General features: G+C 54.7%; 16 protein-coding genes. 15 read left to right on the top strand and 1 reads right to left on the bottom strand.

Annotated features, from left to right (window positions below):
- Positions 1-382 precede the first annotated feature (382 nt).
- The 5 genes from BHW66_RS04515 to BHW66_RS04495 all read left to right on the top strand — a co-directional run bounded on the left by BHW66_RS04515 (position 383) and on the right by BHW66_RS04495 (position 4,106).
- On the top strand, positions 383-1,213 hold the full coding sequence (locus BHW66_RS04515; protein ID WP_286688928.1) for a hypothetical protein: 831 nt from the start codon (positions 383-385) through the stop codon (positions 1,211-1,213).
- Positions 1,186-1,812, top strand: coding sequence for a hypothetical protein (locus tag BHW66_RS04510; RefSeq protein WP_286688927.1), 627 nt, complete (start codon positions 1,186-1,188; stop codon positions 1,810-1,812). The genes BHW66_RS04515 and BHW66_RS04510 overlap by 28 nt, the downstream gene beginning before the upstream one ends.
- Positions 1,813-1,879: 67 nt before the next feature.
- Entirely contained in the window at positions 1,880-2,887 is a 1,008-nt protein-coding gene (locus BHW66_RS04505; protein WP_286688926.1) for a hypothetical protein, read from the top strand.
- A 2-nt stretch (positions 2,888-2,889) separates the two neighbouring features.
- Positions 2,890-3,591, top strand: a complete 702-nt coding sequence (locus BHW66_RS04500) for a hypothetical protein (RefSeq protein ID WP_286688925.1) — start codon at positions 2,890-2,892, stop codon at positions 3,589-3,591.
- A 62-nt stretch (positions 3,592-3,653) separates the two neighbouring features.
- Entirely contained in the window at positions 3,654-4,106 is a 453-nt protein-coding gene (locus tag BHW66_RS04495; RefSeq protein WP_286688924.1) for a hypothetical protein, read from the top strand.
- A 79-nt stretch (positions 4,107-4,185) separates the two neighbouring features.
- On the opposite strand, the gene BHW66_RS04490 is transcribed toward BHW66_RS04495, so the two are convergent.
- Positions 4,186-4,419: a hypothetical protein gene (locus BHW66_RS04490; protein ID WP_286688923.1), complete on the bottom strand. Its 234-nt coding sequence runs from the start codon at positions 4,417-4,419 to the stop codon at positions 4,186-4,188.
- Positions 4,420-4,556: 137 nt separating this feature from the next.
- Between BHW66_RS04490 and BHW66_RS04485 the strand changes: the two genes are divergently transcribed.
- From BHW66_RS04485 to BHW66_RS04440, 10 genes are all read left to right on the top strand, one after another.
- Positions 4,557-4,973: a hypothetical protein gene (locus BHW66_RS04485; protein WP_146021939.1), complete on the top strand. Its 417-nt coding sequence runs from the start codon at positions 4,557-4,559 to the stop codon at positions 4,971-4,973.
- Positions 4,963-6,681, top strand: a complete 1,719-nt coding sequence (locus BHW66_RS04480; RefSeq protein WP_046437323.1) for a hypothetical protein — start codon at positions 4,963-4,965, stop codon at positions 6,679-6,681. Before BHW66_RS04485 ends, BHW66_RS04480 begins: the two co-directional genes overlap by 11 nt.
- 114 nt (positions 6,682-6,795) lie before the next feature.
- A complete protein-coding gene (locus BHW66_RS04475; RefSeq protein WP_215452920.1) occupies positions 6,796-6,990 on the top strand; it encodes a hypothetical protein in 195 nt (64 codons plus the stop codon).
- Positions 6,987-8,663, top strand: coding sequence for a portal protein (locus BHW66_RS04470; RefSeq protein ID WP_102738319.1), 1,677 nt, complete (start codon positions 6,987-6,989; stop codon positions 8,661-8,663). Before BHW66_RS04475 ends, BHW66_RS04470 begins: the two co-directional genes overlap by 4 nt.
- Positions 8,664-8,686: 23 nt before the next feature.
- Positions 8,687-8,959, top strand: coding sequence for a hypothetical protein (locus BHW66_RS04465; RefSeq protein ID WP_046437307.1), 273 nt, complete (start codon positions 8,687-8,689; stop codon positions 8,957-8,959).
- Positions 8,960-9,098: 139 nt separating this feature from the next.
- Positions 9,099-9,506 carry a hypothetical protein gene (locus BHW66_RS04460; RefSeq protein ID WP_286688922.1) on the top strand — a complete coding sequence of 136 codons (408 nt, stop codon included), beginning with the start codon at positions 9,099-9,101 and terminating at the stop codon, positions 9,504-9,506.
- Position 9,507: 1 nt separating this feature from the next.
- On the top strand, positions 9,508-9,783 hold the full coding sequence (locus BHW66_RS04455; RefSeq protein WP_046437303.1) for a hypothetical protein: 276 nt from the start codon (positions 9,508-9,510) through the stop codon (positions 9,781-9,783).
- Positions 9,784-10,347, top strand: coding sequence for an N-acetylmuramoyl-L-alanine amidase (locus BHW66_RS04450; protein ID WP_046437301.1), 564 nt, complete (start codon positions 9,784-9,786; stop codon positions 10,345-10,347).
- Positions 10,344-11,591, top strand: coding sequence for a hypothetical protein (locus tag BHW66_RS04445; RefSeq protein ID WP_286688921.1), 1,248 nt, complete (start codon positions 10,344-10,346; stop codon positions 11,589-11,591). The genes BHW66_RS04450 and BHW66_RS04445 overlap by 4 nt, the downstream gene beginning before the upstream one ends.
- A gap of 2 nt (positions 11,592-11,593) precedes the next feature.
- The coding region (locus BHW66_RS04440; RefSeq protein ID WP_286688920.1) for a hypothetical protein at positions 11,594-11,906 on the top strand (313 nt) is incomplete at its 3' end.

Below are 11,906 nucleotides of genomic sequence, written 5' to 3'. Positions count from 1 at the left end.
ACCTCCTGGGAACGGATGGGCACTGGTACGTGGACCCGGAGAAGGACGGCTGCACCTGGGGAACCAGAAGGGAGGAAGAACACAAACCGGAAACCAACAGTAATGATTAACATCCTCTTATCCATCAAAAAGCTTTTTTCTGTTTCTAAGAAAAAACTCCCTCAAACAAAAAAGAATGAAAAGGAATTTGTTTTCAAGCCGTGTTGCAGAAATTGCATTAACAATGAAGGAGATTTTTTTTGCTACACATACGGATTGTTTAACACTCCTGAAAGCTTAAATAATTATTGTCAAGACTGGGAGCTAGCAGACGACTGTGAAGAACAGTAAAAACGATTAACAATCATCAAGACAAATGGGAGCCGAGAAAGGAGAGGAAATAATGTACCAGACTGAATTCTTTGGCCGGGAACTACTGGCGATATGCAACTATTCCGGCGGCCTGTTAAGCTGGAAAGCCGCGCAACTGGCCGTCAAAAAGTGGGGAAAAGATCACGTGGTTCTGCTCTATGCGGACACGGGCAACGAATCCCCGGACAACTACCGCTTCATCGTTCAGGGCGCGGCCCTTTTAGGAGTGCCGCTCCACATTGTCCGCGCTCTTCCTGACTGGGCTGGAGGCCGAATGATTACGCCCTACGACGTAGCCATGAATTCCGGCTTTCTACCGGATTTTAACGCCCCGGAATGCTCTTCTGCTCTCAAACGAACCCCCCTTAACAAATGGATGACGGAACACGCTACACCGGACACTCATATCGTGATCGGATTCGGTCACGAAGAAGTGGAGCGCGCAGAACGCATGAAAAAGCGTTTTCCGCACAAGCGGTATTGCTTCCCACTTCTGGAAAAACCGTACCATTTTCATTGCGAGATCGAACATGAATTAAAATCCCTTGGTGTAGAACCTCCGAAAGCCTACAAACTGGGGTTCAGCCATGCCAACTGCAACGACGCTTGCCTAATGGCGGGAAAGGGCCACTACGTCAATCTATACCTCAAAAAACCGGACGTGTTTGCCAAAGCCGCCCGATTCGAAATCCGTTTCCGCCGCCGTTTTGGCCGCACCATCTTTGACCGCACGGGCAAATACACCCTATTTGACCTAATCCGAGACTACAAGGCGGGCAAGCTCTCCCGCCTCACCTTGGAAAATAAGCATACCATGTGCGCCTGCGGGGTCATGTGGGAGGACGGAAAGGAGGGGGAATGAAGGACTGGACAGGCAACAAAAGGACATTAGGAGCCTTGCTGGGCGCATCCAATCACACCTCCGAAGAACGACAACGGGAAGACTACTATGCAACAGACCCGGCTATGGTGAGGGATTTGCTCAACGCCGGCGCGCCCCTCCGTCAGCGGGTATGGGAACCAGCCTGCGGGGCCGGCCACATTGTCAACGTCTTGAGGGAACGCGGGCATGAAGTGTACGCAACCGATATTGTTGACCGGGGATGCCCTGATTCCAGCGTGCTAGATTTTTTGTGGGAGTTTGCCGGCGCACCTATGGGTGACGTGGACATTATGACCAAACCGCCCTATGCCACAGCCCGTGAATTCGTCGAGAGGGCTCTACAGGTTGTCAAGCCGGGGGCTAATGTCTGGATGCTGCTGAAATTGTCATTTTTAGAGGGTCAGAGCCGCAAGAGGTTATTTAACGATACCCCACCCGCGGATGTGTGGGTGTTTTCAGAGCGGCGGATTTGTGCGAAAAATGGCGATTTCGACCGTTACAAGGCGGGAGCTATGGCTTACGCATGGTTCCACTGGGTCAAAAGCCGCAACACAGTCTGCACCATCAAGTGGTTATGAATTACAACTCCAACTGACTTTGCCGATGCCGCGCAGGGAAATAAGAGACTGGTGCCAAGAGGTGGAGATGGATGAGTTAAGCTCTACCGGGGAACGTGTGTATGTCCGGCTGAGAATGGCTGCGGATAGCGCAGGGAGGTTTTACGGGGACGCTGAGTGGGTGCTGAGCAAGTGTTTTTCCTGCCGGGTGCATTTATCCGTGGATGAGGTGGAACAGGCCCTGTGTGAGCTGGAGGCTGCCGGGATGGTCGTGAGGTATGAGGTAGAGGGTGGACGGTATCTGGCGATTACGGAGTGGGGCGTGAGACAGAGGAGCGAGCCTAAGTTTCCGGCTCCTCCTGTGAGGGTTGCGAGGCCCGGAGATGCCGTGTCAGACGGTTGTCCGTCAGCTGTCAGTCAGTTGTCAGACAAGCGTCAGTCAGTTGTCGGACATATGTCAGACAGTTGTCAGACATCCCCCCTCTCCCCCTCTTTCCCCCCCACACCCCCCCATTCTTCCCCCACACCCCCGCACCTATCCGCGCGTGGCCGCGCGCGTGCGGGGGAGGGCCATTTGGGCGGTGATTTGGAGGATTCCGGGGTGATTCATGGGGAGGCTGCGCCTCCGCAAGTGCCTGATTCTGACGAATCAGGAGGTGTTTCAGATTCTCGCGGCGGTGTGATAGCCGGTTTGTTAAGTAGTGTTAATGTTTTCAGAGCTAGTGATTTGCCGTTTAAGGAGGAGGTGGCCGGGGTAGTGCCAAAAAGGCCGAAGCGGTGTGCGGGCGTGTATGCTTTCGACGTGCCGGGGAGTGTGGAGGAGGTGCTGGCCGAGATGAGGAATGGCTTGCATTACTCAGAACGGGAAGATGAGCGCGTGAGGATGCTGGCGACGGATTTTTACGAGCATTACAAGGACGGGAGGACTGCGGGAGGCGGGTTGCTGAAGAATTGGAGGTATAAGGCGAAGGTTTGGCTGCAAGAGAATGCGCGGAAGTGGCAGAAGGAGCGGTTGCGGGAGGAACAGAGGGGGCGCAATCGTGCGGCAGGTCAGGGCGTGAGAGAGGATATTGTGATTGATGCAGAAGGGTTTTAGTAATGAATGATGATTTAGATGATTTAATGTCCCGTCTTGATCTGTATGTGAGTGACGAGGTGACAGAGGATGAGCCTACCATGTTTGACGATGCCGATGTGGTGTTTTCCCGCAAGTTGAAGCGGCTGAAGATGTGGGGCTGGCCGGAACAGTATTGCAAGCTGAAGCTGCCGTTTGCATCCGTGGAGGACGTGGATGCGGAACGCAAGGCCGGGATGTTGAGGGCTTGGCTGCTGGGGATGGCCGGGAAGGGGATGCTGGCCGTGGTGCTTGGCCTGAGAGGTACGGGCAAGACGTTGTCCGCCTGCAAGCTGGCGCGGGATTGCGGGTATGAGAGGGCATGGTATTTCAGCGGGGATGGCCTGTACCGGGAGAGGCTGGCGAAGATTGGGCTGGGAGGCAGTTTTGAGCGTGATTTTGCCGTACAGATAGGGCATCGGCGCAAGAGTTTGCTGGTGCTGGATGAGTTTCAGCGCGGTATTGGGTACAAGGGGGAAGGCAGGGATTTGAGTTTGGATTTTTTTGAGGAGGTGGTGAATGCCCGGTATAACGCGGAGTTAGATACTGTGATTGTGGCTAATTGGACGCAGGAGGATTTTAATCAGTTTATGCCGGATAGCGTGAAGGATCGTGTGATCCAGCGGAGGAGCGAGAATCGCGGAGGGGTCAGGTGGTGCGATTGGCGGAGTTTCCGGCGTGCGTGACAGATTTCCCGGAACGGGTGTTTCGGAAAAAACAGAAATAAACATAATAATATAAATATATTATGACTAAAAAGACAGTAAATAAGAGCAAGGTGGGGAAGAGTGAGGACATGAAGGCAACACAGGAGGATGTTGTGCGCATGTATGGCGATAGCATGGTTTGTGAGCCGTGCTGTGAGCCTGATGAGGCGTGTTGTTGTGATGATGCCGCCCTGCGCGGGGTTATTAGCGCGTCGGGTATGGCGCGTGTTGGTCGGAGACAGGCACGGCAGGGCAAGAAGTACCACGGGGAACGGCTGAAGCTGTTGGTGGAGGTGTGCGAGAAGTGGTGTTTGTTCCGTCAGCCGTGGAATACGCTGTTTGTCCGTGATGCGCATGCCCTGATTGATTTGGGCTTGCTGGAGTATGTGAAGTCTGATAACGGATATATTCAGGTTCAGCCTACGGAGACGGGCATTGACCGGTACAAGACGATTGTGGCCGGGGTGTTCGGGGTGGAGGTTGAGGTTGCCTGAAGCGGCGGGCGGTTGAAGCGTTAATGCGTATGTGATGGTTTGAACGGAGGAGGATGCGGCCATGTGGAGGGCCGCCCGTTCAGGCCGTTGCCACAACGGCGATGAAGATGTATCGTTTGGTGGCGGCGACGGTGAGAGCGGTGTGTTTTGGGGAGCTGGAGATGACGCCGCTGGATTTTCTGGTACTGCTGGCGGTGGGGGAGCTGGGAGAGGTTGAGTGCAGAGGGGTAGTGGCGTGGTGCCGGGCGCGGAATAGCCAGTCTGTTTCCAATGCGCTGGCAAGGTTGCGGAGGATGGGGCTGCTGGAGGTCAAAGGTCAGAGGCCCTGCGTGACGTATGCGGCGAGCGCGGAGGGGAGGAGGGTGATAGAGGGCAGGTTTGCAAGATTAAGGTTAAGGATGCAAGATGAAGAAGTTAAGCGATAAGGAAGATGAGTTTTGCAAGATGGTTGTGTGGGAGAGTTTTACTCCCCGCGCGGCTTATGCGGTTGTGTGGAATCCCGGTGATGATGCGAGCGCGAGCGCAGGAGCGAGCCGCAAGATGAGGGAGCCGCACATTCAGGAGGAGCTGAAGAGGTTGAGAGCAGAGCTTGATGATGGGTATGCCCTGAGCGCAAAGGAGAAGAGGAGGTTTTTGGCGAAGCTGGTGCGCGGGGAGGTGGGCGTGGATTTGGGGCTGTTTGATTCCGTCCCTACTGTGCAGGAGGTGATGACTGCGATTAAGATTGATAATGAGATGGCCGGGCATAATGCGCCGTCTGAGGTGCATGTTGGGGGCCCTACGTTGGCGGAGGCTATTTTCGGGTTGTTGGGTGATCAGAGTTTGAAGGTGGGCGGCAATAGTGAGACGGTGACAGATGGCGAGTAGAGGTTTTTTCCCTCCCATTAATGGTATGGATGATGCCGTGTTGGGCAGGTTTGCGGAGGTGCTTGGAGACAGGGAGTGGCGGCTTAATCATTTGTATTGGGTGGAGAGCAAGATGGTGAAGGGTGGGGATAAGGTGGTGCGGTTCCGCATGAACAGGGTACAGCGCAAGTTGCACCGGGGGCTGCATCACCGCAATGCTATTTTGAAGAGCCGCCAGATGGGGATCAGCACTTATCTTGCGATGCTGGCGTTGGATTGCATGTTGTTTGTTGATGGGTTCCATGCCGGGATTGTGGATAAGTCTTTGCCGGATGCCGAGAATAAGCTGGGCAAGATCAGGTTTGCATGGGACAGGCTGGATTATGTGCCTGCACATGCGACTGATGAGGATTTGTGGCTGGCGAGGCTGGGCCGGATGATTAAGGAGAGGACTGGCAAGCTGGTGAAGAGCAAAGGGCTGGTGCCGGTGTATGCTAATGACCGTGAGCTGAGGTTTGCCAATGGGAGCGATATTTATTCCGGGGCCAGTTTGCGCGGCGGCACATTGGATTTGCTTTGGCTGACGGAGTTTGGGAGTACGGCGTGCCATTTTCCAGCCAAGGCTGCGGAAATATTGTCCGGGGCGTTTAATACGGTGCCGAGCGACGGGTTTTTGTTTAACGAGTCAACGCATGAAGGGGGCAGAACCGGGCTGAATTATGAGATTATGAAGGGGGCGCTGGATTTGACGGGGAAGAGGCTTTCTAATGTGCAGTGGAAGTTTTTCTTTTTCCCGTGGTTTGAGGATGCCGGTTATACGCTGGCCGGAGAGGGGTATGATGTGCTGGATGAGGACAGGGCGTATTTTGACGAGTTGAGGGAGAAGGGTATCAGCCTGAGTCAGGAGCAGATGGTGTGGTACAGCCACATGAAGCAGACGCAGGGAGAGTTGATGAAGCAGGAGTACCCGAGTACGCCGGAGGAGGCGTTGTGGCCGCATGTGTCGGGGGCGATTTATGGTGCCGTGATGCACAGGTTGCGGGCGCAGGGGTGCGTGGGGGCGGCGTTTGCCGTGGAGCCGGGGTTTCCGTTAGTTTCCGCATGGGATTTAGGGTTGAACGATAGTACGGCTATTTGGGCGGCGCAGGTGGTAGGGTATGAGGTGCGGCTGCTGAAGTTTTACCAGTCCAGCGGGTTGGGGATGACGGAGTATGCCGAGGTGATTCGTTTGTGGGAGCGCGAGTTGGGGATGAGTTTTGATGAGCATTTGTTTCCGCATGACGGTAACCGGAGGAATTGGGGCGGTGATCCTATGTCTCTTTTTCGGAATACCGGGATTGGAGGGCGGCTGGTGAGGGTGCCGAGGATTCCGCGCGTGTGGATGGGGATTGATGCCGTGAGGACGATGTTGAAGAATGCGGTGTTTCATGAGGATTGTCTGAAGGAGTGCCGGGGTGAGGGTGATGTGAAGTTGTTGAGCGGGGTGGATTGCATTGCCGCTTACCGCAAGAAGACGGTGCTGGAGGATGGGGTGAGCCATGATGTGCCGGAGCATAACGAGGCGTCTCATGGGGCTGATGCGTTGAGGACGCTGGGCGAGGCGTTGAAGAAGGGGCTGGTGTCACGGGCGAGCGGTTTTGTTAGCCGTGAGGAGTCTGGCGGATGGCTGGATGAGGATGATGATTGGGGCGGAGGGAACAGGAGCGGAGGATTGGCGAGGATGGATTGATTTTTTTGTGTGTTTGTTGTTGATGGTTTGCGTGTTGTGTGGGTATCTAATTGAATGATTAGATGCGTTTTTGTTTTTCCGTGGTATGAGTGGGGTATGGGTTTCAAGAAGAATATGAAGGGTGAAGCTCCTCCCGTTCAGGCTCCGAAGGTGGAGACGGTGAGTGCCGGGGAGAGCGAACATGCGGCGAAGCGCAGTTTACTGGAGGAGCAACGCAGACGGCGAGGCAGGGCATCAACCCTGCTTGCGAGTGAGGTAGAGAGGCAGCATGGAGGCGCGGCTAGTGGTAAACGGGAGACGTTGGGATGAGCCGTCAGGATGAGGCGGATGAGCTGGTGCGCCTGTATAACGGGTTGAGGAAGCAACGGGATGAGCTTGCAAAGACGTGGCAGTTTGCCCGCTGGTATTTGCTGCCGAACAGGGTGGATGATTTAAGGTTTCGTCCGTCCGATTTTGTGGGCAGGGTGCGGAATGGGGCGGCCAGGATGGCCTGTGCCCGGCTGGCCGGAGCGCATATGAGCCATATTGTGACGAGCCATGAGCCGTGGTTCAAGTGGATCGCGAGGCCCGGAGATGTAGCGGAGGAGGATGTGGAGGAGGCTAACGCATGGTATGGCAAGTGTTCCGATATTGCTTTGATGGAGCTGACGCGGAGCAATTTTTATTCCGAGATTTACGAGTGTTTTCTTGATCGTGTCGGCATGGGGACGGGGAGTTTGTATTGCGGGCCGGGCAGGAGCGTGAGGTTGTTGTTTAAGGCGATTTCCCCGGAACAGGTTTGCGGGGAGGTGGATGACGAGGGCCGGGTGGTGGTGTTTGTGAGGGAGATGCTGTTGTCTGCTTATGATGTGGCGGATTTGTTTGGCAAGGCGGCTTTGAGTGAGGGGATGGCGGCGGATTATCATCAGGGAGGGGCCGGTATGTATGAGAAGAAGTGGGTGGTGCTGCATGTGGTGCGGCGGGCGAAGAAGCCGAAGATGGGCCGCGGCTGGGAGAGTTTTTATGTGGATCAGCAGGGGAAGAGGGTGATGCGGCGGGAGATGGAGTGGGAGATGCCGTATATGGCGACGCGCTGGAAGATGAATGGGACAAGTTTTTTCGGGTTTGCTCCGTGGCAGGATGTGGAGGGCGAGGTGAGGGGGGTGGAGGAGATTGAGAAGGATTTGGAGAAGGCGCGGCGTGTGGCGATAGATCCCCGGATTTTGACGGCGGCAAAGCTGGTGGGAGAGGTTGATTTGCGGGCTGGCGGGAAGACGTTGGTTGATCCGGATTTGTTGCAGGATGGCGGAGTGTTGTTGCCGAAGGAGTGGGCGGCTGTGGGGGATGTGAGTCTTTCTTATAAGCAGCTTGCGGATAAGGAGCAGCGGATTAAGGATGCGTTTTTGGTGCCGATGCTGGAGCTGTTTGCGTATGATGAGGGTAAGAAGGGGTTTCCCACGGCGACGGAGGTGATGGCGCGCGAGAATCAGTATTTGTTGCAGTTTTTTCCGTCTTTCGTGCAGTTTGCCTATGATGTGCAGCCGACGCTGGACAGGGTGTTTATGGTACTGTACAGGGCCGGGGTTTTTCCAGATCCGCCTGATTGCGTGAGAGAGGATGTGATTAGGAATGGGGCTGTTGTGGGGACTGTGCTGAAGAATCCGGGGGTGACGTATAATAATAAGGTGGCGTTGGTGCTGAAGCGGATTGAGAGCGATGCTTTTGCTGCCGCGTTGAGGGAGGCGGTGGAGTTGGGTGAGGCGGTACCCGGTTTGCTGGATCATTTGGATGTGGATCGTGGCATGAGAGCGCGGCTGCGGTCTCTTGGCGTGTCTGAGGATAGTATCAGGGGGAATATTGAGGTGGAGGACATGAGGCGGCGGAAGAGTGCGGCGGTGATGGATGAGGATGAGTTGAGGCTGCGTCAGGCGGGCGCGGCTGTGATGAAGGATGAGGCTGCGGCTGCCAAGATGGCGGCGGAGGCTCAGGGTGGAGCGGCGTAGTTGATTTATGAGCAGTACGTTTTATGATTAGTTATAATGTAGATAAAGAGAAGGAGTTGTTAGATTTGTTTGCGCGGAGGTGGAAGGCCAAGAGGTTGTTGTTGCGGAGCGAGGAGTGGAAGGTGGTGCTGGAGTGGATGAAGGAGTTTTTTCAGACAGATTTGCCGTGTTTTCAGAAGCAGGATGGGGAGAGGTTGTTTGATCCTTTGGATGCGATGAGGCGGGATGCTCATCGTGAGGTGGTGTTGTGGCTGGAGATGCTGCCGAAGGATAAGGGTAGAGAGGAGGGCGAGTAATGAAGAGACGGTACAGGAGAGGGATTGGCAAGAGTACGGGGAAGGGGCCGAAACGGCCTGCCGTGGCGGAGGTGGCAGAAGGCGGAGCTCAACAGATTGAAGATAGAAGAAGTGCGAGGCTATCGCCAGAGAAATGCACATGTACTATGCAGCCCAGGCACACAATGAGTCCAACACTCCAATCCCTCACTGGGCAGACCTGACGGAAAACGATCAACAAGGATGGATTGCCGTAGCAAATACTGCCCTCCCGATCATCGGTAAGCATGCGCTGGGGGATGTCCGTGACTATCTCGGTATTAAGGCTGCCGGCAAGTCTAGCTGGTGGGAAAAGGCCCTGTATGCCGCCGGAGCAGTTATTGCCGGGGCTATCCTTGGCGGCTTGGGAATGTCTCTGTCCGGTTGTGGGCATTCCGTGAATGTGACGCCAGACCGGGCTGAGGTGTGCAAGGATGGGGCCTGTCTGGTGCTGGAGCCGGGGCGTGTGAGTTTTTCACAGGTTCAGCCCGTGAGTGATGTTTCTCCCGTAGTTAAACAGGATAAGTAAGATGACCGGTTCCCTGACGAGCTGTTCCGTTCTTGGCGCGGCGATGCTGACGGTGGCGAATGCCGTTACTTCTACCCCGACGATTGATAGTTTGATGACTCCGGCGAGTGTGGTGAGCGTGATGTCGATTTTCCTTTGGAGGGAGACGAAGAAGAATGAGAAGTTGCAGGCGGAGTTGGAGAAGGAGCGGGAGGCGCGTCGGGAGGCCGAGCATAAGTGCAGTTCGTGTCAGTTTGTAGTAGAGGCGAATGAACAGTTTATAAGCAAGAATAAGTAGATGATGAGAGTAGCATTGAGTATCGGGCATAGCCCGCAGGATGGCGGGGCTGTAATGACGAACCGGAAGCATTCAGAGTTTTCTTTCTGGACGGCCCATATTGGCAAGGTGAAGGATGAGTTGGAGCGGCTGGGTTATGAGGCTGTGGTGTGCAATCGGTCTGAGGCTGGGGGAACGACACCGATTTACGCGGCCCGGAGGTGTAATGCGGTGGGAGCGGATTTGGCCGTGGAGTTTCACTTCAATGGTGCAGATACAGGAATTGGAGGCACAGAAACTTTGTATTGGTACGCCTCCAAGAACGGGAAGAAAGCGGCTGAACTGATACAGGCGGCGATGTGTGATGTGCTGAGGCTCCCTGATCGCGGTTTGAAGCCGATCAAGTGTAAGAGTGACAGAGGTTATTATTATTTCAGAGAAACGCGCATGCCGGCGTTGATGCTGGAGCCTGCGTTTGCGTCCTCACACGTGACGGATTGCGACAGGCTGGAAGAACGGGTTGACGCGCTTTGCGTGGCGATTGCCGGGGCGATTGATAAGTATTTCAAGGAGGGGGCTGTATGATTGTTGATACCGTTAAAGGTTGTGCGTATGTGCTGACGTGTACGACGGCCTGTACCGTTCATGCCGTTTTTGATGGGGCTTCTCCCTTGCTTGTTTTGGAAGCGGGCGAAGAGGGGCAATACGGTTTTGTAGCTCCTACGGATGCTGTGGAGGTGTCCGATGAGCATGCGCTGGTTACTCAGACTTTTAAGGGGGCCGTCCCGGGATTGTCTGCCCGGGACGGCATTCAGCCGGGGGATGATGCCACGTTGAAGAGTTTGCTGGCGGAGTCCGGGACTTTTACAGGGACCGTCAACGCCAACGGCGGCATCAACATCCCGCTGGCCGTGGGGGCGGTAACGGACACGGCGGCGGTTAATCGCTTTTATGCGTTGGGATTGGCCGGTGCTATGTCGGCGTTGGTTCAGCCTATATACCTTAATTCCAGTTCGATCACAGTCGCGGGTTCCATTTCTAAAGTTTCCAACGGTACTCTTGCCGGGTTGATGCAACGTTTTTCAGTGGGCGCAGCTTCTGCCGGGTCCAATGCGTACGGGTCAGCGGTTATTCCCCTGATAGGGCCTAACGGTCAATTTAATTACAGTTCCATAGCCGGATTTTCCCTTGCGGTCAGCGCGACAGCCTTCGCTAAATTTACTTTTGGCTTAGGCCGCGGCTCAAAAACCAACAGAACCGGGTTGACGATGGATTCTTATTCCATGATTCCGGGCGATAATCTGGCCGTCAACCATGGGGAAATCGTAGATGTTACCATCAATACTCCTTACGATACTGTCCGCAAGGGGTATGAAATCAGAGTAAGGGAAATTTTTTATGTAAAGTCCGTTGGACACTGGCAGGTGAAGACGACAACCGTATTTCTTCCGGTAGGCCATAATGAGCTGATGCCGAACGGGCTGAACAGGCTTATTTTCATGCAGAGCGGGCAACCGAGTATAGAAGAGCGGGAGGAAAAGGCGGCTCTTTATATGGAGCTGGGAGGCGGCAGTACCAATACCCTGTTCAAGATAGCTTCTCTCCGCGGCTTCATCAATTTCGAGGCAGGAACAGGCGTAAGCACCCTGATTATCGACGCGCGCAATGAGAAAACATATGCCCTTTCAGCCGACGCGGGCACAGGCACCAGGCACCTTTATGCCAATGGATTGACCAATCCAACCTATCACGCATTGGAAGCAATGGCCGTCAATGCTATTGAATCCGAGGAAACGGCGGATTTTGAAGATATTAACATACCTCTCTAATCATGAACGACGCAGAAATACAAATTCAGTTCCCGCGGCCCGGCAACTGGCAGGAATTCACGTTGACGGCCATTTATCAGGACGCTGGAGGTTACACCCGGACAGACCGCTACACAGCGGACGAGATACCAGCGGAACAGGCTCCGGCAATGGAGTCCGTAGTTGCTGCGCTGGTGGGATTGGGTGAGGACTGGCAAGCCGTCCAGGTATGGGCAAGGCTGGGAAAAGATGTCCTGACCCTTGCGGAGGATGGTGCCTATACAATGATTGATGCGGTATCTTTGACCGTTGAGGCCGTCCATGCGGAGACCAAAG

The sequence above is a fragment of the Akkermansia sp. 54_46 genome (assembly GCF_001917295.1).
Taxonomy (GTDB): domain Bacteria; phylum Verrucomicrobiota; class Verrucomicrobiia; order Verrucomicrobiales; family Akkermansiaceae; genus Akkermansia; species Akkermansia muciniphila.
This window is presented reverse-complemented; position numbering and strand designations above follow the sequence as displayed.